Consider the following 23,360-nt stretch of genomic DNA (forward strand, 5'->3'; position numbering starts at 1 on the left):
CGAACGACAGGCCGATGGGATGGCCGGGCGTGGGGTACGGATCCTGGCCGACGACGAGCACCCGCACGTCGGCGAGCGGCCGCTGGAGCCCCGCGGCGCGAAGCGCCGCCTCGCTCTCGCGGGCCGCGAGAGCGCGAGCACGCGAGCGGCGCCGCGAAGCGGCGCCCGAGCGGCGCAGACTCAAAAAAGAAGAGATCCCTCAGATCATGTACTCCGGCGCCTGGAGGTACTTCCGGGCGTCCTCGCCGGCGCCGCGGGCGCGCACCTTCGCGGGGATGCCCAGCAGCACGCTGTGCTCCGGCGCGTCGCGCGTGACCACGGCGTTCGCGCCCACCACCGAGTGCGCGCCGATCGTCACGGGGCCGAGCACCTTCGCCCCCGCGCCCACGGCCACGCCGTCGCCGAGCGTGGGGTGCCGCTTGCCGCTCCCGAGCGAGCGGCCGCCCAGCGTGACGCCGTGATACAGCATCACGTCGTCGCCCACCTCGGCGGTCTCGCCGATCACCACGCCCATGCCGTGGTCGATGAAGAAGCGGCGCCCGATCCGCGCCCCCGGATGGATCTCGATGCCCGTCAGCCAGCGCGCCAGCTGCGAACCGGCGCGCGCGACGAAGCGCAGCCCCCGCCGCCACAGCCAGTGGTTCACCCGGTGCGCCCAGATCGCGTGCAGTCCGGGGTAGAGCAGCGCGATCTCGAAGAAGCCGCGCGCCGCGGGATCCCTGCGGCGCGCGGCTTCGACATCCTCGCGGATGTGCAATCCCATGGATCGATTATCGCGGGATCAGTCCTCGCGAAGATCCTCGAACAGCGCCGTGGTGATGTAGCGCTCGCCCGTGTCGGGGATGATGACGACGATGTTCTTGCCCGCGTTCTCGGGCTTCTTCGCCTCCTGGATCGCCGCCCAGGCCGCCGCGCCCGACGAGATGCCGACGAGCAGACCCTCCTGCGCCGCGAGGGCGCGGGCCGTGGCGATCGCGTCCTCGAACTCGACGGTGGCGACCTCGTCGTACACCTCGGTGTCGAGGATCGGCGGCACGAAGTTCGGGCCGATGCCCTGGATCTTCGCCGGGCCCGGCGTGCCCGTCGACAGCAGCGGCGAGGCGGTGGGCTCGACCGCGACGATCTTCACGTCGGGGTTGCGCTCCTTGAGCACCTGGCCGACGCCCGTGATGGTGCCGCCCGTGCCGACGCCCGCGACGAACACGTCGACCTTGCCGTCGGTGTCGCGCCAGATCTCCTCGGCGGTGGTCTTGCGGTGGATCGCCGGGTTGGCGGCATTCTCGAACTGCTTGGCCATGATCGCGCCGGGGGTCTCGGCGACGATGCGCTCGGCCTCCGCGACGGCGGCCTTCATGCCGCCGGCCGGATCGGTGAGCACGAGCTCGGCGCCGAAGGCCTTGAGCAGCACGCGGCGCTCCTTCGACATCGACGCGGGCATGGTGAGCACGACCTTGTAGCCGCGCGCCGCGCCGACGAGCGCGAGCGCGATGCCCGTGTTGCCGCTCGTCGCCTCGACGATCGTGCCGCCGGGCTGCAGCGCGCCCGACTCCTCGGCCGCGTCGACGAGCGCGATGCCCAGGCGGTCCTTCACGCTCGAGCCCGGGTTGTAGTACTCGAGCTTGGCGAGCACGGTCGCGCCCGCGTCGCCGGGCACGCGGTTGAGCCGGACGAGCGGCGTGTTGCCGAACGCAGAGGTGATGTCGTTGTGGATGCCGGGCATCGAGTGGCCTTTCGCACGAGCGGGTGGTGTCCCCGCCAGGTTAGGCCGAATCGGGCGGCGGGTGGGCGCGGATGACGGAAAACGACGGGTCCGGCGCCCAGGTGCCGGGGTTAGGCTTCCCCCTCGTGACCACCGCCCTCGAGCCCGCCCCGCGCGCCGCCGCCTCCGTGCGCGAAGCGCTGCGCGCCGCCGCCGCCCGCCTCGCGGCGGCCGGCGTGCCCGATCCGCACGTCGACGCCGAGCTGCTGCTCGCGCACGTGACGGAAGCGGGCCGCGGCGAGGTGCAGGCGGCCGCGCTGCGCGGCGACGAGCTCGGCGCCGGCGAGGCCGCGGCGTTCGAGGAGGCCGTGGCCCGGCGCGCGTCGCGCGAGCCGCTGCAGCACATCACGGGCGTCGCGCCGTTCCGCCACCTCGAGCTGTCGGTGGGACCGGGGGTGTTCGTGCCGCGGCCCGAGACCGAGATGGTGGCGCAGCTCGCGATCGACGCGCTGCGCGCCATGCCCGACCCCGAGCCCGTGGCGGTCGACCTGTGCACGGGCAGCGGCGCGATCGCCCTGGCGCTGGCCACCGAGGTGCCGCACGCGCGCGTGCACGCCGTCGAGAACTCCGTCGACGCGTTCATCTGGGCCAAGGAGAACGCCGCCCGCATCGGCGCGCCCAACCTGCGCCTCGTTTTCGACGACGCCACGCGGGCGCTGCCCGAGCTCGACGGCACGGTGGCCGTGCTCGTGACGAACCCGCCGTACGTGCCCGATGACGCCGTGCCGCGCGATCCCGAGGTGCGCCTGCACGACCCGGAGGCCGCGCTGTACGGCGGTCCGGACGGCCTCGACCTCGTGCGGGCGATCAGCCGGCGCGGCCTCGCGCTCGTGCGGCCGGGCGGATCGATCGTCATCGAGCACGGCGAGTGGCACGGCGAGCCGATCCGCGAGCTCCTCGCGGCCGACGGCTGGCGCGCCCCGGCCACCCACCCGGACCTCACGACCCGCGACCGCGCGACCACCGCGATCCGCCCCTGACGCGCCCACTCGCCCCGCGAACCCGCGCCCCCTCGCCGAGCCCGCGCCGGATCCCGGGCGGGTTCGCGGGTCGAGGGCGGGTTCGGCGGATGCGCGGGAAGTAGACTGAGCCCGCTATGTCCCCTGTCTTCGACTGCGCCGACGAGGCGCAGCTGCTCACCGGCATGCGCCAGGCGCGCCAGGCGATCGCGCGCGGGCAGGTCGTGGTCATCCCGACCGACACCGTGTACGGCGTGGCCGCCGACGCCTTCAGCCCCAGCGCCGTCGCCCGCCTGCTCAAGGCCAAGGGCCGCGGGCGTCAGCAGCCGCCGCCCGTGCTCGTCTCCGGCCGCGCCGCGCTCGCCGCGCTCGTGGAGTCGGTGCCCGCCGAGGTCGACGCGCTCGTCGAGCGCTTCTGGCCGGGCGGGCTCACGATCGTGCTGCCCGCGCAGCCCTCCCTCACGTGGGATCTCGGCGACACCGAGGGCACGGTCGCGGTGCGCATGCCGGATCACCGGATCGCGCTGGAGCTGCTGGAGGAGACCGGCCCGCTCGCGGTCTCGAGCGCCAACGTCACGAAGAAGCCCGCCGCCGTCACGGCCGGCGAGGCGCAGGACATGCTCGGCGAGTCCGTGGCCGTCTACCTCGACGCCGGCCCCAGCCGGACGGGCATCGCCTCCACGATCATCGACGCCACCTCGCTCGTCACCGCCACCGACCCGGCCGACCGCCGGGTGCGCGTGCTGCGCGAGGGCGCGGTCACGCGCGACGAGCTGCGCGAGGTGCTGGGCCACCTCCTGGCGCCTGCCGCCGACGACGAGCACGCACACGAGGCGCACGCGCACCACGGCCACGGCGCGCCCGAGGAGGCCCCCGCGCCGGGCGCGGCCACGGGCGATCCGCGCTCCGCCTTCGCGGCGGCGCTGCGCCGCAGCCAGGAGGCCGACGCCACCGGTGCGGCGGCGACCGAGCCGGCGACCGAGCCGGCGTCCGAGCAGGGGGACGGTCAGGGGAGCGCGTGAGGCAGTACGTCTTCACGCTCATCCTCACGGCCGCGCTCACCCTCGCGCTGGCCTGGGGGATCTGGCGACTCGCGCTGCGGTTCAAGCTGTACCCCGGCATCCGCGACCGCGACGTGCACACGGTGCCGACGCCGCGCCTGGGCGGCGTGGCGATGTTCATCGCGATGGTCGCCGCGATGCTCGTCTCGGCGGCGAACCCGTTCTTCGCGATCATCTGGGCCGATCCGCGCGTGATGTGGTCGATCCTCGCCGCGATGGGGCTGACGGTCATCGTGGGCGTGCTCGACGACCTCATCGACCTCGACTGGATGATCAAGCTCGCCGCGCAGTTCCTCGCGGCCGGCATCATCGCGGTCGGCGGCGGGCTGCAGATCTACGCGCTGCCGCTCGGCGACCTCTGGGTGGGATCGAGCTGGCTCAGCATCGCGCTGACGATGTTCGCGATCGTCGTCGTCATGAACGCCGTGAACTTCATCGACGGCCTCGACGGGCTCGTGGCCGGGGTGTGCCTCATCGCGAACACGGTCTTCTTCGTCTACTCCTACGTGCTCGTGCGCGACATCGGCGCGAGCACGTACTTCAACCTCGCCACGTTCCTCGCGGTCGTGCTCGTCGGGGCGTGCGCGGGGTTCCTGCCCATGAACTGGAACGGTGCGAAGCTGTTCATGGGCGACGGCGGCGCCCTCGTCCTCGGCCTCATGATGGCCACGAGCGCCATCGCGATCACGGGCGTGCTCGACCCCGCGATGTTCGTGCAGGACGAGTTCGGGCGCTCGCAGCTCGTCGGCGCGTTCCTGCCCATCCTGCTGCCGATCGTCGTCGTGATGCTGCCGCTGCTCGACTTCGGCCTGGCCATCATCCGACGCCTGCGCGCGGGCAAGTCGCCGTTCTCCGCCGACCGCCAGCACCTGCACCACCGCATGCTCGACATGGGGCACAGCGACCGCGACGCCGTGCTCATCTTCTATGCCTGGACCGGCATGGTCAGCCTCGCGGTGCTGCTGATGTACCTCGGCGCGCGCGAGGACTGGCCGGGGGAGTACTTGCCCGGCGTCGCCTTCGGCCTGCTCGGCGTGGCCGCGTGCCTCGTCGTCACCCTCACTCCCGGCCGGCGGCACGAGCCCGCCACCCATCCCGACGCACCCGACACCGTGAAGGCCTCCTGATGCCCCGCAAGACGATCTCCAGCAACCCCACCTTCCGCGCCGGACTCATCTGGACGTCGGTCGCCGGTCTCGTCGTCCTCGTGGGCGCCGCCGTCATCGGCCTGCTCGTCGACGGCCCGCAGGGGCTGTGGAGCGGCGTGCTGGGCGCCCTCATCGGCGCCCTGTTCCCGATCATCACGGTGGGCAGCCTGCTGTTCGGCAACCGCTGGTACGGCACGCCGCAGTTCCTGCCGATGTTCTTCGGCATCACGATGGGCGTGTTCCTCGTGAAGGTCGTCGTGTTCCTCATCGCGATCGCCGTCGTGATCGGCCTGCCCTGGGTGAACCTGCTCGTGTTCTACTTCGCCCTCGTGGCCGCCGCCGTCTCGTCGCTCGTCATCGACGTGGTCATCGTCACGCGCATGCGGATCTCGGGCGCGAGCGACGTCGCGCTGCCCGGCGACGACGACTGATCTCCAGCGCCGAGCGCGCGACTTCTACAACGCGTCAAAAGACGGCCCGAACTTTGATAGGGTGGAGTCGTCACCGTGGCTGGCGAGCGGCGCACAGCGCTGTGGTCCCGCGAATGACACCCCCACCACCGACTTACCCGCCCGGATCCCGTCTGGGCGAGAGGCTGGAGCCACTGAGTTGACTCAAGCGACGATGATCGTCCCGATGGCCGACGGCAACGTGTTCACCCCGCCGTCGATCAACGACTTCTTCCCGGACGCGATCCTCACCATCGGTGGCGTCGACATCATGACGCGCATCAACCTCGCGCAGATCATCGCGACCGCGGTCCTGGTGCTCCTGCTCGTGCTCGGCACGCGTCGCCTCACGGTGGTGCCCGGGCGCTTCCAGAGCGTCATGGAGCTCGGCTTCGGCTTCGTGCGCAAGAACATCGCGTACGAGCTGCTGGGCGAGAAGGACGGCAAGCGCTTCGTGCCGCTGCTGACCGCGATGTTCCTGACGATCCTGTTCATGAACCTCACGGGCATCGTCCCCGGCATCAACCTCGCGGGCACCTCGGTCATCGGCGCCCCGCTCGTGTTCGCCATCGTCGCGTACGTCGTGTTCATCTACGCCGGCATCAAGAAGCACGGCGGGTTCCGCTTCGTCAGGAACTCGCTGCTGCCCGGCGGCGTGCCGGTCTACCTCGCGCCGATGATCATCGTCATCGAGTTCATCTCGACGTTCATCGTGCGCCCGGTCTCGCTCACGCTGCGACTGCTCATGAACATGATGGTCGGGCACTTCATGCTGTCGCTGTTCTTCGCGGCGACGAACTTCTTCATCCTCAGCGGCACGTGGATGGCGGTGTTCTCGGTCGGCTCCGGAGCCATGGGGCTCGCGTTCATGCTGTTCGAGATGTTCGTCGCCTTCCTGCAGGCCTACGTCTTCACGATCCTCACCGCGGTGTACATCCAGCTGTCGCTCGCGGACGAGCACTGACGGTCAGTCAACCGGCTGATCGCCCTAAGAAAGGAAATATCCAGTGGACGCAACGACGGTTCTCGCCGCCATTGACGGAAACATCGCCACCGTGGGCTACGGCCTCGCGGCGATCGGTCCGGCCATCGGTCTGGGCATCCTCTTCGGCAAGGTCATCGAGTCGACGGCCCGCCAGCCCGAGCTCGCCGGCAAGTTCCAGCAGACCATGTGGATCGGTCTCGCCTTCATCGAGATCCTGGCGCTGATCGGCATCGTCACGCCGTTCATCTTCGCCGCGGTCTGATCCCCTTCCGCGACTTCACAGATAAGGAGACAGGATGCTGAACGCTCTTGTCACCGTCGCGGCCGAGGACGGTCACAGCGCGAACCCGCTCCTTCCGCACGGGTACGACATCGTCTGGTCGGCGATCTGCCTGGCGATCGTCCTCGTCGTCGTCATCTTCGTGGCGCTGCCGCGCCTGAACAAGGTGCTGGACGCGCGCGCCGAGGCCATCGAGGGCAACATCGAGAAGGCCGACGCCGCGCAGAAGGAAGCCGAGGCGGCGCTCGAGGAGTACACCAAGCAGCTCGCCGAGGCCCGCGTGCAGGCCGGCGAGATCCGCGAGGCGGCTCACGAGGACGCGAAGAAGATCGTCGCGGAGGCCAAGGCCACGGCCACGGCCGAGGCGGAGCGCATCGCGGCGTCCGCGCAGGCCCAGATCGAGGCCGAGCGCCAGGCGACCCTGATCTCGCTGCGCAGCGAGGTGGGCGGCATCGCCCTCGACCTCGCGGGCAACGTGATCGGCGAGACCCTGAGCGACGACGAGAAGGCGAAGTCGGTCGTCGACCGCTTCCTCGCCGATCTCGAGGCCTCGCAGGAGGCGGCGAAGTAATGGGCAGCGCGACCACTCAGGCGCTCGCGGCATCGACCGCCGTGCTCGACAAGCAGCGGATCGGCGCCGCCACGGCGCGCGATCTGTTCGCTGCCGCGCGCGCCGTGGCCTGCTCGCCGCAGCTGAGCGGCGCGCTCGCCGATCAGAACACGGCGGCCGAGGCGCGCGCGGCGCTCGTCGGCGCGGTGTTCGGCAAGCTGTCGGCCGGCGCCCGCAACGTCGTCACGGCCGCCGTGTCGCAGCGCTGGTCGAGCGCGAAGGACCTCGTCGCCGCGCTCGAGGAGCTCGCGATCCGTGCGGCCGCCAAGGCGGAGAAGACCGCCGACGTGGCCGGCGAGCTGTTCGGGGTCTCGCGCCTCATCGCGTCGAACCCCGAGCTCGAGCTCGCGCTCGGCAGCACCCTGGGCGACCCGGCCGCGAAGGCGGCCCTCGTCCAGAAGCTGCTGGCGGGCCAGGTGAGCGAGACGACGATCCTCATCGTGTCGGAGCTGGTGCGCGAGCTGCGCGGCCGCCGCGTGCGCGCGCTGCTCAACCACGTGATCCGCGTGATCGCCGGCCAGACCGGCCGCACGGTCGCCACCGTCACCACGGCACGTCCGCTCACGGACGAGCAGGCGGAGCGCCTGACGGCGAACCTCTCGCGCCGGTACGGCGGCCAGATCGCGATCAACCAGATCATCGACGCCGACGTGGTCGGCGGCATCCGCGTGCAGATCGCCGACGACATCATCGACGGCAGCATCTCCGCGCGACTCACCGACCTGCGCCAGAGACTGGCCGGCTGACACCGACTTCCCGCCCCGGCGGAGACTTCGGGACCCGAGGGTCCCACCGAACGAAGGAAGACAATGGCAGACATCACCATCAGCCCCGACGTCATCCGTGACGCGCTGAAGGACTTCGCCGCCGCATACGAGCCCAGCGGCTCGGCTGCGACCGAGGTCGGCACCGTCGTCGACGCGGCCGACGGCATCGCGCACGTGGAGGGCCTGCCCGGCGTGATGGCGAACGAGCTCATCCGCTTCGAGGACGGCACCCTCGGCCTCGCGCAGAACCTCGACGAGCACACGATCGGCGCCGTCGTGCTGGGCGAGTTCGCGGGCATCGAGGAGGGCCAGCAGGTCACCCGCACCGGTCGCGTGCTCTCCGTGCCGGTGGGCGAGGGCTACCTCGGCCGCGTGGTCGACCCGCTCGGCACGCCGATCGACGGCCTCGGCGAGATCACGGGCCTCGAGGGCGAGCGCGAGCTCGAGCTCCAGGCCGCCGGCGTCATGCAGCGCAAGTCGGTGCACGAGCCGATGCAGACGGGCATCAAGGCGATCGACGCCATGATCCCGATCGGCCGCGGCCAGCGCCAGCTGATCATCGGCGACCGCCAGACGGGCAAGACCGCCATCGCGATCGACACGATCATCAACCAGAAGGCCAACTGGGAGTCGGGCGACCCGACCAAGCAGGTCCGCTGCATCTACGTCGCGATCGGCCAGAAGGGCTCGACGATCGCCTCGGTGAAGGGCGCGCTCGAGGAGGCCGGCGCGATGGAGTACACCACCATCGTCGCCGCCCCCGCCTCGGACCCCGCCGGCTTCAAGTACCTCGCGCCGTACACCGGATCGGCCATCGGCCAGCACTGGATGTACCAGGGCAAGCACGTGCTGATCGTCTTCGACGACCTGTCGAAGCAGGCCGAGGCCTACCGCGCCGTGTCGCTCTTGCTGCGCCGCCCGCCGGGCCGCGAGGCCTACCCCGGTGACGTGTTCTACCTGCACTCGCGCCTGCTCGAGCGCTGCGCGAAGCTGTCGGACGAGCTGGGCGCCGGTTCGATGACGGGTCTGCCGATCATCGAGACGAAGGCCAACGACGTGTCGGCCTACATCCCGACCAACGTGATCTCGATCACCGACGGCCAGATCTTCCTGCAGTCCGACCTCTTCAACGCGAACCAGCGTCCCGCGGTCGACGTGGGCATCTCGGTCTCGCGCGTCGGCGGCGACGCGCAGCTCAAGCACATCAAGTCGGTCTCCGGCACGCTCAAGCTCGAGCTGGCCCAGTACCGCTCGCTCGAGGCGTTCGCGATGTTCGCGTCGGACCTCGACGCCGCCTCGCGTCGTCAGCTCGACCGCGGTGCGCGCCTGACCGAGCTGCTCAAGCAGCCGCAGTACTCGCCGTACCCCGTCGAGGAGCAGGTCGTCTCGATCTGGGCCGGTACGAACGGCAAGCTCGACACCATCCCGGTGGAGGACGTGCTGCGCTTCGAGCGCCAGCTGCTCGACCACGTGCGCCGCAACACGGGCATCATCGACGCCCTCAAGGCGACGGGCAAGCTCGAGGACGAGACGAAGGCCGAGCTCGAGAAGGTCGTCGACGAGTTCGTGCTCGAGTTCCAGTCCGGCAAAGGCGTGAACATCGCGGCCCCCGGCCACGAGGAGTACGACGCCGCCTCGCAGCAGGACGTGGGCCAGGAGCAGATCGTCAAGGGCCGCAAGGCGTAACGCCTTCCGGAGAAGACGCATATGGGCGCACAACTCAGGGAGTACAAGCAGAAGATCGCTTCTGCTCAGACGACCAAGAAGATCACGAAGGCGATGGAGCTCATCGCGGCTTCGCGGATCCAGAAGGCGATGGCGCGCGTGCGCGCGTCGTCGCCCTTCTCCCGCGCGGTCACGAGCGCCGTGTCGGCCGTCGCCACGCACAGCGACGTCGACCACGTGCTCACGCGCGAGCCGGAGACGATCACGCGTTCGGCGATCCTGCTGCTGACGAGCGACCGCGGCCTCGCGGGCGCCTTCAACTCGCAGGTGATCCGCGAGGCGCTGGAGCTGGCCGAGCTGCTGCGCTCGGAGGGCAAGGAGGTCGTCTTCTACCTCTTCGGCCGCAAGGCGGTCGGCTACTTCCAGTTCCGCCAGATCGCCAGTGCGCAGCAGTGGACGGGCGACGCGGACACGCCGCAGTTCGCCTCGGCCGAGGAGATCGCGCAGGCGCTGCTCGACGCGTACCTGCTCGACGAGTCGGAGGGCGGCGTCGACGAGATCCACGTCGTGTACAACCGCTTCGTCAGCATGATGACGCAGACGCCCGAGTCGGTCCGCCTGCTGCCGCTGCACGTGGTCGACGCCGATGAGGCGGCGGTGCCCACGGAGGCCGAGGTCTCGCCGCTGTACGAGTTCGAGCCCGAGCCAGACGTGGTGCTCGACAAGCTGCTGCCGCTGTACATCCAGAGCCGCATCTTCAACGCGCTGCTGCAGTCGGCCGCCGCCAAGCAGGCCGCCACGCAGAAGGCGATGAAGTCGGCGAGCGACAACGCCGACAAGCTCATCACCGATTACACCCGCCTGCGCAACAACGCGCGCCAGGCCGAGATCACGCAGCAGATCGCCGAGATCGTCGGCGGCGCCGACGCGCTGGCCTCCTGATCGCGACATCCGCCTACTCGCGACATTGACTCCAAGAAGGAAGAGACAACATGACCTCCACCGCCACGGCTGAGACCAGCACCGCGGTCGTCGGGCGCGTCGTTCGCGTCACGGGGCCGGTCGTCGACATCGAGTTCCCGCACGACTCGATCCCCGACATGTACAGCGCCCTCAAGACGACGATCACGATCGGCGAGCAGTCGACCGAGATCACGCTCGAGGTCGCACAGCACCTGGGCGACGACGTCGTGCGCGCCATCTCGCTGAAGCCGACGGACGGCATGGTCCGCGGCCAGGAGGTGCGCGACACGGGCGCCCCCATCTCGGTGCCGGTCGGCGACATCACCAAGGGCAAGGTGTTCGACGTCACGGGCAACGTGCTCAACCTCGAGGAGGGCGAGACGTTCGAGGTCACCGAGCGCTGGCCCATCCACCGCAAGGCGCCGAACTTCGACCAGCTCGAGTCGAAGACGCAGATGTTCGAGACGGGCATCAAGTCGATCGACCTCCTCACCCCGTACGTGCAGGGCGGCAAGATCGGCCTCTTCGGCGGTGCGGGCGTCGGCAAGACCGTCCTCATCCAGGAGATGATCCAGCGCGTCGCCCAGGACCACGGCGGCGTGTCGGTGTTCGCCGGCGTCGGCGAGCGCACCCGTGAGGGCAACGACCTCATCCACGAGATGGAGGACGCGGGCGTCTTCGACAAGACCGCCCTCGTCTTCGGCCAGATGGACGAGCCGCCGGGGACGCGTCTGCGCGTCGCCCTCTCGGCCCTGACGATGGCCGAGTACTTCCGCGACGTGCAGCAGCAGGACGTGCTGCTGTTCATCGACAACATCTTCCGCTTCACGCAGGCGGGCTCCGAGGTGTCGACCCTGCTGGGCCGCATGCCCTCGGCCGTGGGCTACCAGCCCAACCTCGCCGACGAGATGGGTGTGCTCCAGGAGCGCATCACCTCGACGCGCGGTCACTCGATCACCTCGATGCAGGCGATCTACGTGCCGGCCGACGACTACACCGACCCGGCCCCGGCCACGACGTTCGCGCACCTCGACGCGACGACCGAGCTCTCGCGCGAGATCGCGTCGAAGGGTCTGTACCCCGCCATCGACCCGCTCACCTCGACGAGCCGGATCATGGACCCCCGCTACCTCGGCGAGGACCACTACCGCGTCGCGACGGCCGTGAAGCAGATCCTGCAGAAGAACAAGGAGCTGCAGGAGATCATCGCGATCCTCGGTGTCGACGAGCTCTCGGAGGAGGACAAGATCGTCGTCGCCCGCGCGCGCCGCATCCAGCAGTTCCTCTCGCAGAACACCTACATGGCGAAGAAGTTCACGGGCGTCGAGGGATCGACCGTGCCGCTCAAGGAGACCATCGAGTCGTTCGACGCGATCGTCAAGGGCGAGTTCGACCACGTGGCCGAGCAGGCCTTCTTCAACGTCGGTGGCATCAGCGACGTCGAGGCCAAGTGGGCGCAGATCCAGAAGGAGAACGGCTGATCATGGCCCTTCAGGTCAGCCTGGTCTCCGCCGAGGCGGAGGTCTGGACGGGCGAGGCGAAGCTCGTGGTCACGACGACCACCGAGGGCCAGATCGGCTTCATGACCGGTCACGAGCCCGTGCTCGCCATCCTCGGCGACGGCCCGGTCCGCATCACGCAGGCCGACGACACGGTCGTCGAGGCGTCCGCTCGAGACGGCTTCGTCTCGGTGGAGTCCGACCGGGTGACGATCGTCGCGGGTCACGCGGCGCTCGCGTCCTGACCACGATCCTGCTGCCCCCTTCGGAGACGAAGCGGGCAGGCGGATCGGGTGAGCCGCTCGCTCTCGACGGCCTCGCACTGCCGGTGCTCGCACCGCAGCGCGAGGCCGTCGCGGCGTCTCTGGTCGCCCTCTCCGCGCGTCCGGACGAGGCCGCGCGTGTGCTGAAGCTCTCGCCGCGTCAGCTCGGCGCGATCGACGACAACGCGGCGCTGCGCACGGCGCACACGATGCCCGCTGTCGACCGCTACACGGGCGTGCTGTTCGACGCGCTCGATGCGCCGTCGCTGGACGAGGCGGCGCGCGCCTGGCTGGGGGAGCACGCGCTCATCCACACCGCGCCCTTCGGGCCCGTCGGCGCGCTCGACCCGATCCCGGCGTACCGGCTCGCGGCGGGCGCGTCGCTGCCCGGCCTGCCGCCGCTGCGCCGGCTCTGGGCCGAGGCGACCACCGCGGCGCTGGCCGGCGTCGCGCCGCTCGTCATCGATCTGCGCTCGGAGGCCTACGCCGCATTCGGTCCCGTGCCGACGTCGGTGCCGTCGACGTACATCCGCGTCGTGACGGAGGGCCCGGATGGCGCCGTGCGCGCCCTGAACCACTTCAATAAGAAGGCCAAGGGCGAGCTGACCCGCCGGCTCGCGCTCGCGCGGCCCGTTCTCGCCGCGCCCGAGGAGCTGGTCGCCTGGGGCCGCGAGGCCGGGCTCGTGCTGCGCCCCGCCGCGCGGCACGGCGAGATCGAGCTGGTCGTCTGAGCCCGCCGCGCCGTTCGTCGGGGTTTCCCGCCTATCGGCGCCGCCCGGCGCCTGGGTAGGGTGGGGCGCGGTGCCGTGATGCGTGGCGCCGTCGCCCCGTCGCCCCGTCAGAGGAGGATGCCGATGAGTCCCTACGACGACTTCGGAACGTTCTACGCCGCCGCAGCTCTCGTGTTCAGCGCCGTCGCCATCGTGGGTGGCGTGTTCGGCTACCTGCTGTGGTCGTGGTTCGCCATGAAGCTGTTCCAGAAGGCGGGCGTGCAGGGCGATTGGCGCGCCTGGGTGCCGGTCTACAGCCAGATGATCTTCCTCAAGCTCGGCGACATCAACCCCTGGCTGTTCCTGTTCAACTTCGCGTGGATCGTGCCGTTCGTGGGGCAGATCCTGGGCGGGATTGCCAGCTTCGGCGTCACCGTGCTGCTGTTCATGGCCGCGTACCGGATCGGGGTGAAGCTGGGCAAGGATCCCGCGTTCACGGCGCTGTTCCTCCTCGCGCCGATCTGGCTCGGCATCGTGGCCTTCGACAGCTCGCGCTGGAACCCCCATGTGCCGCCCGCGCCGTGGTCGGGCGCCGGATTCTTCCGCGACGCCACGCGGTGGGAGGGCGTTCCCGCGCAGGTCGCCGGCGGCCAGCCCGGCTACGCCGCGGGCGGGTACGCGCCCGGTGGGTACGGGGCCGGTGCCGGCTACCCCTCGGCGCCGAGCGGCTCCGCGCCTGGGTACCCCGACGCGCCGCCCGCGCCGCCGTCCGGCCTCACGCCGCCGCCCCCGCCGTACGGCGCGATGCCGCCCGCGACGCAGCCGCCGTCGGAGCCGCCGGCCCCGCCCACGCAGCCGCCGACGCAGCCGCCGGCTCCGCCCACGCAGCCGCCGGCCTGATCCCGCCGCCCTCGGCCTGCTCCGCCGCCGCGGTCCGCGATCCGGCCGCGGTCGGCGATCCGCCGCGGTCCGCGATCCGGCCGGGTGGCGGTCCCGGGATCCCGCCGAGACGACGGCGCGGAACGGGCTCGGCCGGATTGCGCCATGGGTCCTCCTGCCCATGCGGCGCGCGGGGGTGGGGGTCGCCGCGCGACTATGATGTGAACAACGACGTCGCCACGCCCGCAGGGGATCCCAACCGAGCGGGGTCGACCGATTCAGGAGGCCGATTCGTGCCCGACGCCACCATCACGGCACAGTCGCAGACGGTGCCGCTGCCGAGCGGACCCTCGGTGCTGCTCACGTGGGCCGGCACGACGCACCGCGGCCGCAAGCGCGAGGCGAATCAGGACGCGATCCTCATGTCGTGCCCGCTGTTCGTCGTCGCGGACGGCATGGGCGGTCACATCGGCGGCGAGATCGCGAGCGCGCGCACGGTGGCCCGCCTGGGCGACATGGCCGGTGCCGGCGAGGTCACGACGGGCGGCATCGAATCCGCCCTCGACGCGGCCGTGCGCGACATCGCCGACCATCCGGAGACGACCGACGACGGCACCGGCACGACGGTCACGGGGCTCTACCTCGACGCCGATGCCGAGCAGCCGTCGTGGGTCGTGCTGAACATCGGCGACTCGCGCGTCTACCTGATGCGCGACGAGGCGCTCGTGCAGGTGACGACCGACCACTCGCTGGTGCAGGAGCTCGTGCAGGCCGGTCGCCTCAGCCCGGAGGAGGCCGAGAGCCACCCGTACGGCAACGTCATCACGCGCGCCGTGGGGCCGACGGAGAGCGTCGTGCCCGACTACGTGCGCGTCGACGTGGTCGACGGCGACCGCTTCGTCGTGTGCTCCGACGGGCTCACGAAGGAGCTCACCGACTACGGCATCCTCCACTTCCTGCGCGAGAACGCCGATCCGGCCGCCGCGGTCGAGGCGATGCTCGCCGCGGCGCTGGAGAACGGCGGACGCGACAACGTGTCGATCGTCATCGTGGATGTGGCGATCGAGGGCGGCGCGGCGGACGAGGACGAGCCGAGCGCGGCGGCGGATCAGCGCGCCGCGGATGCCGGCGATGCCGCCGCGGACGACGCCGAGCCCGCGGTGGACGACGGTGAGCCCGGCGCCGATGACGGCGCGGATCCGACCCGTGGCGCCGACGCGTCCGGGAGGGCCCGGAGCGGTAGAGCCCGGCGACCGGAAGCGGGTCGCGGTATCGCTGGCGCGGTACCGTCCGAGAGGAGATCCCGGTTCGGGAGGACGGACTCCGGCGGCCCGGTCCTCGGGAACGGGGTTCTCCTCGTGAACCGGGGAATCCGCCGGCGGTGAGGCGCTGATCCGGGTCCGGGCGGGCGGAGCGGGCCCCGCACGGTCGTCCCACCGCCCACCGGTCGCTCGTGAGGAGATCCCGGTTCGGGAGGACGGATTCCGGCGGTCCGGTCCTCGGGAACGGGGTTCTCCTCGTGAACCGGAGGCGCGCCGCCGCGCCCCGGCTCGCTCACAGCGGCCCCGAGGTAGGCGATCCCTCCACAGATCCCCGCGCGGTGCCCCGGCGGTCGCGACGATCGGCTGGGCTGGGTCCATGACAGACGCGCCCGCCGCCCCGCCGATCGTGCTGCCGACGCCCTCCGAGCCGACGCGCCGCGGCCCGCTGCCGCTCGTCGCGTCGGTCGTCCCCGTCATCGGTGCCGTCGTGATGTGGCTCATCACGGGCTCACTGATCATGCTGTGCTTCGCCGCCCTCGGGCCGCTCATGGCCATCGCCTCGCTGGCGGACGGCGCGCGGGGGCGCCGCAGGGATCGTCGCGCGGCGGCACGGGAGCTGGGCGAGGCGTGCGACCGCGCCGAGGCCGAGATCGAGCGTCGTCACGGGGCGGAGCGTGCGGCACTGGAGCGCTCGCGGCCCGACGCCGCGGGGCTGGTGGGGGAGAGGGCGACGTGGGCGCGCGGCCCGCACGAGCTCGTCGTCGGCCGCGGGCGCGTCGTCGGGACCACGCGCGTGACCGGCGGCGAGGGCGAACGGGCCGAGCGGCTGCGGGAGCGCGCATCCTGGATCGACGACGCCCCCGTGACGGTCCCGGCCCGCGGCGGGCTGTGCGTGCAGGGCGAACCAGTCGCGGCGCGCGCCGTCGCCCGCGCGATGCTGATGCAGCTGTGCCTGCGCGCGGCCCCGCAGGACCTCGCGGTCGTCGCCGTGCCCGCTCACGAGGAGGAGCCGCTGGCGGAGCTGCCGCATCTGCGCTCCGGCGCGGCGCTGAGCGCGGCGCTGTCGTGGGGAGCCGCGGCCCCGGGCGGCGCCGACATCCTCGTCGCCGCCGTGGCGCCCGGCGACCCGGTGCCCGCGGGGTGCGCGCGCGTGCTCGAGCTCGATCCGCACCAGCCCCTGCGGGCACGGCTGCACGGCGTGCAGGGCGAGGCGCAGGAGCTGACCGTCGAGGCGCTCTCCGCCGCGCAGGCGCGATCGCTCGCACGACGCATGGCGGGGCTCGTGCGGGGCGGCGTGCCCGGCCCTCTCGCGCTCGCGGAGCTTCCCGATCCGCCCTCCGCCGGCCCCGGTCTCGCCGCCGCCATCGGACGGACCGCGGGCGGCGATGTCGTGGTCGATCTGGTGGGCGACGGGCCGCATGCGGTGGTCGTGGGGATGACGGGGACGGGCAAGAGCGAGCTGCTCACGACCTGGGTCACGTCGCTCGCGCGCCGGCTCGGCCCCGATCGCGTCACCTTCCTGCTGGCCGACTTCAAGGGCGGCACGGCGTTCGAATCGCTGAGCGGGCTTCCGCATGTCGCCGGCGTGGTCACCGACCTCGACGGCACGGGCGCGCGCCGGGCCGTCGAGAGCCTGCGTGCGGAGCTGCGGCGCCGGGAGGCGGCCCTCGCCGGCGCCGGTGCGAGGGACATCGCCGACCCCCGCGTGGCGATGCCGCGCCTCGTCATCGTCGTCGACGAGTTCGCGGCGCTGCTGCAGGACCACGCCGACCTGCACGCCGTCTTCATCGACATCGCGGCGCGGGGGCGTGCGCTCGGCATGCACCTCGTGCTCGGCACCCAGCGCGCCGCGGGCGTGCTCCGCGAGGCGCTGCTGGCGAACTGTCCGCTGCGGATCGCGCTGCGCGTCGCCGACGCCGCCGACAGCCGGCTCATCGTCGGCACCGACGCCGCGGCGTCGCTGCCCGGAGACGCCGGATCCCGCGGCGTGGCGCTCGTGCGCAGGGCCGGCGACACCGCGCCGCTCGTGTGCCGGATCGCGCGGACGGAGCTCTCCGATCTCTCCCGGGTGGCGCCGGCCGCAGCGGTGCCCGATGCGCCATGGCTGCCGCCGCTGCCGGTCCTGGTGACGCTTCCCGAGCTGCGCGACCGCGCCGGGGCCGAGCAGGGCATCCTGCTCGGGCTGGCCGACGAACCGGAGCACCAGCGGCAGGTGCCCGTGCTCCTCCGCATCGGCACGGATCGCGGGCTGGCGATCCTCGGCGGCGCGGGATCGGGACGCACGGCCGCCGTCCGGCTCATCGCCGCGCAGGCCGAGTCGTCGGGGGCCGGAGCTCTCGTCGTGCCGGCCGATCCGGAGGGCGCGTGGGACGCCCTCGCGTCCGCACCCCGCCCGGCACCGGGAGTGATCGCGATCGACGACCTCGACGCGCTCGTCGCGCGTTTCCCCGCCGATTACGCGGCGGAGCTGCTGGCCAGGGTGGAGGCGCTCGCCCGCGACGCCGGTGCTCTCGGAACGACGCTCGTGTGCTCGGCGGCCCGGGCGGTGGGGCCGGTCGCGCGCGTGCTCGATCTGATGCCGCGTCGCGTGCTGCTGCGCGTGCCCTCGCGCGCGGAGCACGTCGCCGCGGGAGGCGATGCCTCGACCTTCGACGCGTCCCGCCCTCCGGGGCGCGCCGTGATCGACGGGCGCGAGACGCAGCTCGCATGGCCTGGGCCGGTCGTGGCTGTTCCGGAGCAGGCGCACGCCGAGGAGGTGTGGCGCCCGGAGGCCGCCGCGACGGCCGTCGTGCTGCGTGGCGCGGTGGGGGGAGCGGCGCGCATGGCCGAGACGTGGGGGCGTCGGGTGCGCGTGGTCGTGCTGGACGGGCTCGACCCGGGCGTGCGCCTCGCGGAGCTGGCCGCCGGCGCGGAGCGCGTCGTGATCGCCGGCGACGCGGAGTCGTGGATGCGGCACGCAGCCCTGCTGCGCGAGGTGCGTGCGCGTGGCCAGCTGGTCATCGCCGCCGAGTGCGCCTCGGAGCTGCGCACGATGGCGGGGGAGAGGGAGCTGCCGCCCTATGCGAGGCCGCGGGCGTCCCGCGCCTGGGTGGCCGGCGACGGGCTCGCGCCCCGGCGCGTGGTGCTGCCGTGACAGGCGGCGCCGGGACGCGCCCGCGGCCGGGTGGTGACGCCCCGACAGCCGAGGCGCACGACGCGCCCCGCGCCGGCAGGCCGCCCGGCGCGGGTGGCGGAGCTCGCTGCGCTCCCGTGCGGATGGCGGAGCTCGCTGCGCGGCTGGCGCGGGGCCCGCCGAGGGTCAGACCGTCGGGCGTACGCGCCCGACCTCGCGCCCTCCGCCGAGCACGGCGAACAGCGGGTGCGTGGCCAGCATGTCGGCGACCTCGGTGGCGGGGAGCGCGCCGGCCTGCGCGAGCAGCGAGAGCGCGATCGCGGCCGTGGCGCGGCCGCCGCCGTCGAGCACCTTCACCGCGACGGTCGTGCCGTCGGGGGCGACCATCACCTGGACCGCCTCGGCGCCGAACTTCGAGAAGACGCCGAAGCGCTCGATGGCGACGCTGTCGGGCAGCTCCGGCCCGGCGATGGCCCACGGGTTCTCGCGCACGGCCCGCACGAGCGCGCCGGCGACACGGTGCAGGGCGAACGGCGACCGCTCGGACGATGTGCCGATCCGCTGGATGCCGCGCGCGAGCGCGGACAGGGGCAGGGCGTGCACGGGGGCGCCGCAGCCGTCGATGACGGTCGCCGACACCTTCACGCCGCACAGCCGCTCCACGACGTCGCGGATGTGGGTCTGCAGCGGGTGAGCGGGGTCGAGATAGGAGGCGGTGTCCCAGCCGGTGGCCACGCACGCCGCGAGCATGGCGGCGTGCTTGCCCGAGCAGTTCATGCGGATGCGCGCCTTGGCCCCGTGGTCGCGTACGAGCTCGTCCCGCGTGGCCTGATCGCCGGGCCAGGCCGCGGGGCAGCCCAGGTGATCCTCGTTCAGGCCCGACGCGGCGAGCATGCCGCGGACGACCTCCGCGTGGCGATCGGTGCCGCTGTGGCTCGCGGTCGCGAGCGCGAGCTGCTCGCCCTCGAACGCCGCCCCGGCGGTGATGCTCGCAACGGCCTGGAACGGCTTGAGCGACGAACGCGGCAGCACGAGCGCCTCGGCGTCGCCGAGTGTGCGGAGCGTCTCGCCGTCGGGAGACAGCACGATCGCGGCTCCCGCGTGGCGGGACTCGACGAAGCCGCCTCGATCGGCCACGGCGAGTTCGACGGACTCGGTCACGGAGAGCGTCTCGGGCATGCCCTCCAGCCTAGGGCGTGTCTGACAATCGACGCCGTCGCGAGCATGGCCGGGCGTGCGTGGCTCGCAAGACCGAGGAGGGAGGCGATGCCGAAGCATCGTCGACCGAAGAGGGCGCAGCGAGACGCGTGCGAACGGCCAGCGCAGTAGGCGAGAGATTGTCAGACGCGACCTCGTTCGCGCGCTGTGTGTGCCGTGTGTGCCGTGGGCGCCTCGGGGGCGCACACGGCCAGCGGATCGGGCAGACTGGCGGCATGGCAGGAGAGCACCGCTACGCGCTGACGGCGACCTGGACGGGCAACCGCGGCAGCGGCACGTCGGGCTACCGCGACTACGACCGCGACGTGGAGCTGGAGGTGGCGGGCAAGCCGCGGCTGCTCGGCTCGGCCGATCGCCCCTTCCGCGGCGACCCGGAGCGGTGGAACCCGGAGGATCTCCTCCTGGCGGCCCTGAGCCAGTGCCATCTGCTGTCGTACCTGCACGCGTGCGTCGTGCGCGGCGTCGTCGTGGTCTCGTACACCGACGAGGCCACGGGCGTCATGCGTCAGGAGGGCAACGGCGGCCGGTTCGAGAGCGTCACGCTGCACCCGCGCGTCACCGTCGCCGACCCGTCGATGATCGACGACGCCCTCGCGGCCCATCGCGACGCGAACGAATGGTGCTTCATCGCGAGCTCCGTCAACTTCCCCGTCGGGCACGAGCCCGTGGTCGAGGTCGCGGCACCGTAGCGCCGTAGCGGTGCCGACGTGCGCTCAGCGCCGCTCGTGCGGCAGTGCGCGCTTGAGCTTCTCGATCGGCGTCTGCGCGGGCAGCTCGTTGTAGGTGCCGGCGAGCTCCTGGCCGGAGAGCGCGTGGATCGCCGCCATGATCTCGTCGGTGGCCGTTCGCCGCGCGCGACCCGACGTGGCAGGGCCGTGGTGCGACAGATCCAGAGGCGCTCCGAACCGCACGACCACGCGCTCCTTGAGCGAGGGCATCTTGGCGCCGACCGGCATGACCTTGTCGGTGCCGATCAGCCCGATGGGCACGACCGGCGCGCCCGTCTCGAGCGCGAGGAACGCCACGCCGGTGCGCCCCTTGTACAGCCGGCCGTCGCGCGACCTCGTGCCCTCGGGGTGCAGGGCCACCGCCGCGCCGGAGGCGAGGATCTGGCGCTGCCGCTCCAGCGCGTCCAGGGCGGCCTGCCCGGCGCCGCGATCGACGGGCACCGCGCCGACGGCGGTGAAGAACGACCTCGAGAACCAGCCCTTCAGCCCCTTGCCCGTGAAGTAGTCGGACTTCGCCAGGAAGTGCACGGGGCGCGGCGCGGCGGCGACCGGGATCGCGATCGAGTCGATGAACGACAGATGGTTGCTCGCGAAGATCACGGGCCCGGTGGGCGGGATGTTCTCCCGGCCCTCGACGCGCGGCCGGTAGATCGCGCGGGCCAGCGGCGCCACGGCGACCCGCCCGAAGGTGTAGAGCGCGCTCGGCTGCAGGGGCGTGGCCACGCCGTCGGGATTGCCGTCGGAGGTCATCCCCTCAGCCTACCGAGCCGGGATTCCCGTCCCGGAATGCGCGGCGCGTCCCGATTCCGCCCGGCGTTGTCAGCCGACGCGTCGCGAAGATGCGCAAGGATGGGGGCGTCCCCGAACGAAGAGGTGCTTCCCGTGCGACGTCGATCCGCTGTCCTGCTCTCCACCACCGTGCTCGCGGTCCTGGCCCTCGCCGGCTGCTCGAGCCCCGCGGAGCCGGACGCCGAGCCCACGGGCACGCCCGCCGACCTCTGCGCCGCGGCCGCCGATTCCGGCCCCGTCGTCGAGAGCCTCAGCGTCTCGGACGGCGCGCCCGAGGACGGCGCGGTCCCCGTCGAGTTCGAGACGCCGCTCGAGGTCGCGGACTTCGAGCGCGAGGTGGTCGTCGAGGGCGACGGCGACCCGATCGAGTCCGGCCAGTTCCTGGATGTCGCGCTCACCGCGTACAACGCAGAGACCGGCGAGCTGTTCGGCACCGCCGGCTTCGCGCCGGGAGAGCAGCTGCCGCAGCAGATCTCGCCCGAGAGCACGCTCGGCCTCGTGCTCGGCTGCGCGCCGGTCGGCTCGCGCATCGCCGCGGTCTTCCCCGCCTCCGAGGCCTCGCCGACCGCGCTGGTGTACACCTTCGACATCCTCGGCGTGACCCCGACCGCCGCGTGGGGCGAGGCGCAGGAGCCCGTCGACGGCATGCCCGAGGTCGAGCTCGACGACGACGGCGCCCCGACGGTGACCCTGCCCGACGACCTCGAGACCCCGGAGACCACCCAGCTGGCCACGCTCAAGCAGGGCGACGGCATCGAGGTGCAGGACGGCGACCAGGTGCTCGTGCAGTACCGCGGCGTGCGCGGCTCCACCGGCGAGGAGTTCGACTCCAGCTGGTCGGGCGGCGCCCCCGCCCAGTTCGGCACGGGTCAGGTGATCCCCGGCTTCACCAAGGCGCTCGTCGGCCACACCGTCGGCTCGCAGGTGATCGCCGTCATCCCGCCCGCCGAGGGCTACGGCGAGGGCGAGATCAACGAGGAGGACCTGACGGGCGAGACGCTGATCTTCGTCGTCGACATCCTCGCGACGCAGCACACCCCGGCCGCGCCGGCGGAGTGAGCCCGGCGATGCGCCGCGTCGTCATCCTCGGATCCACCGGATCGATCGGCACCCAGGCCCTCGACGTCATCCGCGCGAACCCCGAGCGGTTCGAGGTCGTCGGCCTCGCGGCGGGCCGCAGCGCCGACGCGCTGCGCGCCCAGGCGGAGGAGTTCGGCGTGGCGCACACGGCGCTGGGCGCGGACGACGCCACCCGGCTCGTGCGCGAGGTCGAGTCCGACGTCGTGCTCAACGGCATCACCGGATCCGTGGGGCTCGCGCCCACGCTCGCCGCGCTGGAGGAGGGCCGCACGCTGGCCCTCGCGAACAAGGAGTCGCTCATCGTGGGCGGCCCGCTCGTGAAGGAGCGCGCGGCGCCCGGTCAGATCGTGCCCGTCGACTCCGAGCACTCCGCGATCGCGCAGGCGCTGCGATCCGGCACGGCCGACGAGGTGCGCCGGCTGGTGCTCACCGCGTCGGGCGGACCGTTCCGAGGCCGCACCCGCGCGGAGCTGACCGGCGTCACGCCCGCCCAGGCGCTCGCGCACCCCACGTGGGACATGGGCCGCGTGGTCACGACGAACTCGGCGACGCTCGTCAACAAGGGCCTCGAGGTCATCGAGGCGCACCTGCTCTTCGACGTGCCGTTCGCGCGGATCGACGTGGTCGTGCACCCGCAGTCGATCATCCACTCGATGGTCGAGTTCATCGACGGCTCGACGATCGCGCAGGCCTCGCCGCCCGACATGCGGCTGCCGATCGCGCTCGGCCTGGGCTGGCCGCACCGCGTGCCCGGCGTCGGCGCGCCGATCGACTGGACCACGGCGGCGAGCTGGACGTTCGAGCCGCTGGACGGCGACGTCTTCCCGGCTGTCGCGCTCGCCAAGCGCGTGGGCGAGGCCGGGGCGACCTACCCCGCGGTGTTCAACGCCGCCAACGAGCAGGCCGTCGACGCGTTCCACGAGGGTCGGCTGCCGTTCCTCGGGATCGTCGACACTGTGACGCGCGTCGTCGAGGCACACGAGCCACCCGCCGAGCTGACGCTCGACACGCTCGCGGCAGCGGAGCGGTGGGCCCGCCAGGAGGCGGACCGCGCTGTTCTTTCTTGAATCTGCGCTGTTCTTTTCAGAAGCGTCTGCGCCGCTCGGGCACCCGCTGCGCGGGTGCCGCTCGCGTGCTCGCGCCGGCGCTCGCGCGCCGGCGAGGCGGCGCTTCG

22 protein-coding genes and 2 pseudogenes are annotated in these 23,360 nt (G+C 72.4%); 19 read left to right on the top strand and 5 right to left on the bottom strand.

Annotated elements, in window-relative coordinates; translation table 11 throughout:
• The 3 genes and pseudogenes from ACWDR7_RS11340 to cysK form a co-directional block, all read right to left on the bottom strand.
• A pseudogene (locus ACWDR7_RS11340) lies at nucleotides 1-184 on the bottom strand (uracil-DNA glycosylase); the annotation flags it as partial.
• A 15-nt stretch (nucleotides 185-199) separates the two neighbouring features.
• Entirely contained in the window at nucleotides 200-763 is a 564-nt protein-coding gene (gene epsC / locus ACWDR7_RS11345; protein ID WP_449855000.1) for a serine O-acetyltransferase EpsC, read from the bottom strand.
• An 18-nt stretch (nucleotides 764-781) separates the two neighbouring features.
• Complete coding sequence (gene cysK / locus ACWDR7_RS11350) at nucleotides 782-1,720, bottom strand: cysteine synthase A (protein ID WP_449855001.1); 939 nt, start codon at nucleotides 1,718-1,720, stop codon at nucleotides 782-784.
• A gap of 71 nt (nucleotides 1,721-1,791) precedes the next feature.
• Here cysK and prmC point away from each other — a divergent pair, with 71 nt between their 5' ends.
• From prmC to ACWDR7_RS11430, 16 genes and pseudogenes are all read left to right on the top strand, one after another.
• Nucleotides 1,792-2,739 carry a peptide chain release factor N(5)-glutamine methyltransferase gene (gene prmC, locus ACWDR7_RS11355; protein WP_449855002.1) on the top strand — a complete coding sequence of 316 codons (948 nt, stop codon included), beginning with the start codon at nucleotides 1,792-1,794 and terminating at the stop codon, nucleotides 2,737-2,739.
• A gap of 116 nt (nucleotides 2,740-2,855) precedes the next feature.
• Nucleotides 2,856-3,554 (top strand): annotated as a pseudogene (locus ACWDR7_RS11360) (L-threonylcarbamoyladenylate synthase); the annotation flags it as partial.
• A 182-nt stretch (nucleotides 3,555-3,736) separates the two neighbouring features.
• Complete coding sequence (locus ACWDR7_RS11365) at nucleotides 3,737-4,906, top strand: MraY family glycosyltransferase (protein WP_449855003.1); 1,170 nt, start codon at nucleotides 3,737-3,739, stop codon at nucleotides 4,904-4,906.
• Complete coding sequence (locus tag ACWDR7_RS11370) at nucleotides 4,906-5,358, top strand: hypothetical protein (protein WP_449855004.1); 453 nt, start codon at nucleotides 4,906-4,908, stop codon at nucleotides 5,356-5,358. Before ACWDR7_RS11365 ends, ACWDR7_RS11370 begins: the two co-directional genes overlap by 1 nt.
• Before the next feature lie 205 nt (nucleotides 5,359-5,563).
• Nucleotides 5,564-6,340, top strand: coding sequence for a F0F1 ATP synthase subunit A (gene atpB / locus ACWDR7_RS11375; RefSeq protein ID WP_449855005.1), 777 nt, complete (start codon nucleotides 5,564-5,566; stop codon nucleotides 6,338-6,340).
• A 43-nt stretch (nucleotides 6,341-6,383) separates the two neighbouring features.
• Nucleotides 6,384-6,623: an ATP synthase F0 subunit C gene (atpE, locus tag ACWDR7_RS11380; RefSeq protein WP_449855006.1), complete on the top strand. Its 240-nt coding sequence runs from the start codon at nucleotides 6,384-6,386 to the stop codon at nucleotides 6,621-6,623.
• 34 nt (nucleotides 6,624-6,657) lie between these two features.
• On the top strand, nucleotides 6,658-7,212 hold the full coding sequence (locus tag ACWDR7_RS11385) for a F0F1 ATP synthase subunit B (protein WP_449855007.1): 555 nt from the start codon (nucleotides 6,658-6,660) through the stop codon (nucleotides 7,210-7,212).
• Nucleotides 7,212-7,997, top strand: a complete 786-nt coding sequence (locus ACWDR7_RS11390) for a F0F1 ATP synthase subunit delta (protein ID WP_449855008.1) — start codon at nucleotides 7,212-7,214, stop codon at nucleotides 7,995-7,997. The genes ACWDR7_RS11385 and ACWDR7_RS11390 overlap by 1 nt, the downstream gene beginning before the upstream one ends.
• Nucleotides 7,998-8,060: 63 nt before the next feature.
• Nucleotides 8,061-9,704 (top strand): F0F1 ATP synthase subunit alpha, encoded by a 1,644-nt coding sequence (gene atpA, locus ACWDR7_RS11395; RefSeq protein WP_449855009.1) that lies wholly within the window; start codon nucleotides 8,061-8,063, stop codon nucleotides 9,702-9,704.
• A gap of 21 nt (nucleotides 9,705-9,725) precedes the next feature.
• Nucleotides 9,726-10,625 (top strand): F0F1 ATP synthase subunit gamma, encoded by a 900-nt coding sequence (locus tag ACWDR7_RS11400; protein ID WP_449855010.1) that lies wholly within the window; start codon nucleotides 9,726-9,728, stop codon nucleotides 10,623-10,625.
• Nucleotides 10,626-10,675: 50 nt separating this feature from the next.
• The gene (gene atpD, locus ACWDR7_RS11405; protein WP_449855011.1) at nucleotides 10,676-12,127 is read left to right on the top strand and encodes a F0F1 ATP synthase subunit beta; all 1,452 of its coding nucleotides are present in this window, start codon (nucleotides 10,676-10,678) and stop codon (nucleotides 12,125-12,127) included.
• A 2-nt stretch (nucleotides 12,128-12,129) separates the two neighbouring features.
• On the top strand, nucleotides 12,130-12,390 hold the full coding sequence (locus ACWDR7_RS11410) for a F0F1 ATP synthase subunit epsilon (protein WP_449855012.1): 261 nt from the start codon (nucleotides 12,130-12,132) through the stop codon (nucleotides 12,388-12,390).
• Between the two features lie 5 nt (nucleotides 12,391-12,395).
• A complete protein-coding gene (locus tag ACWDR7_RS11415) occupies nucleotides 12,396-13,139 on the top strand; it encodes a YaaA family protein (protein ID WP_449855021.1) in 744 nt (247 codons plus the stop codon).
• A gap of 123 nt (nucleotides 13,140-13,262) precedes the next feature.
• Entirely contained in the window at nucleotides 13,263-14,018 is a 756-nt protein-coding gene (locus ACWDR7_RS11420; protein WP_449855013.1) for a large exoprotein, read from the top strand.
• A gap of 272 nt (nucleotides 14,019-14,290) precedes the next feature.
• Nucleotides 14,291-15,382: a PP2C family protein-serine/threonine phosphatase gene (locus ACWDR7_RS11425; protein WP_449855014.1), complete on the top strand. Its 1,092-nt coding sequence runs from the start codon at nucleotides 14,291-14,293 to the stop codon at nucleotides 15,380-15,382.
• A 253-nt stretch (nucleotides 15,383-15,635) separates the two neighbouring features.
• Nucleotides 15,636-18,392: an FtsK/SpoIIIE domain-containing protein gene (locus ACWDR7_RS11430; RefSeq protein ID WP_449855015.1), complete on the top strand. Its 2,757-nt coding sequence runs from the start codon at nucleotides 15,636-15,638 to the stop codon at nucleotides 18,390-18,392.
• A 165-nt stretch (nucleotides 18,393-18,557) separates the two neighbouring features.
• Here the strand turns inward: ACWDR7_RS11430 and ACWDR7_RS11435 are convergent, their stop codons facing one another.
• Nucleotides 18,558-19,550, bottom strand: coding sequence for an asparaginase (locus ACWDR7_RS11435; RefSeq protein WP_449855016.1), 993 nt, complete (start codon nucleotides 19,548-19,550; stop codon nucleotides 18,558-18,560).
• A gap of 254 nt (nucleotides 19,551-19,804) precedes the next feature.
• Here ACWDR7_RS11435 and ACWDR7_RS11440 point away from each other — a divergent pair, with 254 nt between their 5' ends.
• Entirely contained in the window at nucleotides 19,805-20,278 is a 474-nt protein-coding gene (locus ACWDR7_RS11440) for an OsmC family protein (protein WP_449855017.1), read from the top strand.
• A gap of 24 nt (nucleotides 20,279-20,302) precedes the next feature.
• Here ACWDR7_RS11440 and ACWDR7_RS11445 read toward each other — a convergent pair whose 3' ends face one another.
• On the bottom strand, nucleotides 20,303-21,067 hold the full coding sequence (locus ACWDR7_RS11445; protein ID WP_449855018.1) for a lysophospholipid acyltransferase family protein: 765 nt from the start codon (nucleotides 21,065-21,067) through the stop codon (nucleotides 20,303-20,305).
• A gap of 132 nt (nucleotides 21,068-21,199) precedes the next feature.
• Here ACWDR7_RS11445 and ACWDR7_RS11450 point away from each other — a divergent pair, with 132 nt between their 5' ends.
• A complete protein-coding gene (locus ACWDR7_RS11450; RefSeq protein ID WP_449855019.1) occupies nucleotides 21,200-22,165 on the top strand; it encodes an FKBP-type peptidyl-prolyl cis-trans isomerase in 966 nt (321 codons plus the stop codon).
• 8 nt (nucleotides 22,166-22,173) lie between these two features.
• Nucleotides 22,174-23,253 (top strand): 1-deoxy-D-xylulose-5-phosphate reductoisomerase, encoded by a 1,080-nt coding sequence (dxr, locus tag ACWDR7_RS11455; RefSeq protein ID WP_449855020.1) that lies wholly within the window; start codon nucleotides 22,174-22,176, stop codon nucleotides 23,251-23,253.
• The last annotated feature ends 107 nt before the right edge of the window (nucleotides 23,254-23,360 follow it).

Source organism: Microbacterium sp. NPDC003461 (genome assembly GCF_053588335.1).

What these genes read in the sequence shown, in the direction of transcription:
- ACWDR7_RS11440 (WP_449855017.1), top strand. Translation starts at nt 19,805, where the DNA reads ATGGCAGGAGAGCACCGCTACGCGCTGACGGCGACCTGGACGGGCAAC.
- atpA (WP_449855009.1), top strand. Translation starts at nt 8,061, where the DNA reads ATGGCAGACATCACCATCAGCCCCGACGTCATCCGTGACGCGCTGAAG.
- ACWDR7_RS11400 (WP_449855010.1), top strand. Translation starts at nt 9,726, where the DNA reads ATGGGCGCACAACTCAGGGAGTACAAGCAGAAGATCGCTTCTGCTCAG.
- ACWDR7_RS11430 (WP_449855015.1), top strand. Translation starts at nt 15,636, where the DNA reads ATGACAGACGCGCCCGCCGCCCCGCCGATCGTGCTGCCGACGCCCTCC.
- dxr (WP_449855020.1), top strand. Translation starts at nt 22,174, where the DNA reads ATGCGCCGCGTCGTCATCCTCGGATCCACCGGATCGATCGGCACCCAG.
- atpD (WP_449855011.1), top strand. Translation starts at nt 10,676, where the DNA reads ATGACCTCCACCGCCACGGCTGAGACCAGCACCGCGGTCGTCGGGCGC.
- atpB (WP_449855005.1), top strand. Translation starts at nt 5,564, where the DNA reads ATGGCCGACGGCAACGTGTTCACCCCGCCGTCGATCAACGACTTCTTC.
- ACWDR7_RS11445 (WP_449855018.1), bottom strand. Translation starts at nt 21,067, where the DNA reads ATGACCTCCGACGGCAATCCCGACGGCGTGGCCACGCCCCTGCAGCCG.
- ACWDR7_RS11385 (WP_449855007.1), top strand. Translation starts at nt 6,658, where the DNA reads ATGCTGAACGCTCTTGTCACCGTCGCGGCCGAGGACGGTCACAGCGCG.
- epsC (WP_449855000.1), bottom strand. Translation starts at nt 763, where the DNA reads ATGGGATTGCACATCCGCGAGGATGTCGAAGCCGCGCGCCGCAGGGAT.
- ACWDR7_RS11390 (WP_449855008.1), top strand. Translation starts at nt 7,212, where the DNA reads ATGGGCAGCGCGACCACTCAGGCGCTCGCGGCATCGACCGCCGTGCTC.
- cysK (WP_449855001.1), bottom strand. Translation starts at nt 1,720, where the DNA reads ATGCCCGGCATCCACAACGACATCACCTCTGCGTTCGGCAACACGCCG.
- prmC (WP_449855002.1), top strand. Translation starts at nt 1,792, where the DNA reads ATGACGGAAAACGACGGGTCCGGCGCCCAGGTGCCGGGGTTAGGCTTC.
- ACWDR7_RS11420 (WP_449855013.1), top strand. Translation starts at nt 13,263, where the DNA reads ATGAGTCCCTACGACGACTTCGGAACGTTCTACGCCGCCGCAGCTCTC.
- ACWDR7_RS11370 (WP_449855004.1), top strand. Translation starts at nt 4,906, where the DNA reads ATGCCCCGCAAGACGATCTCCAGCAACCCCACCTTCCGCGCCGGACTC.
- ACWDR7_RS11410 (WP_449855012.1), top strand. Translation starts at nt 12,130, where the DNA reads ATGGCCCTTCAGGTCAGCCTGGTCTCCGCCGAGGCGGAGGTCTGGACG.
- ACWDR7_RS11435 (WP_449855016.1), bottom strand. Translation starts at nt 19,550, where the DNA reads ATGCCCGAGACGCTCTCCGTGACCGAGTCCGTCGAACTCGCCGTGGCC.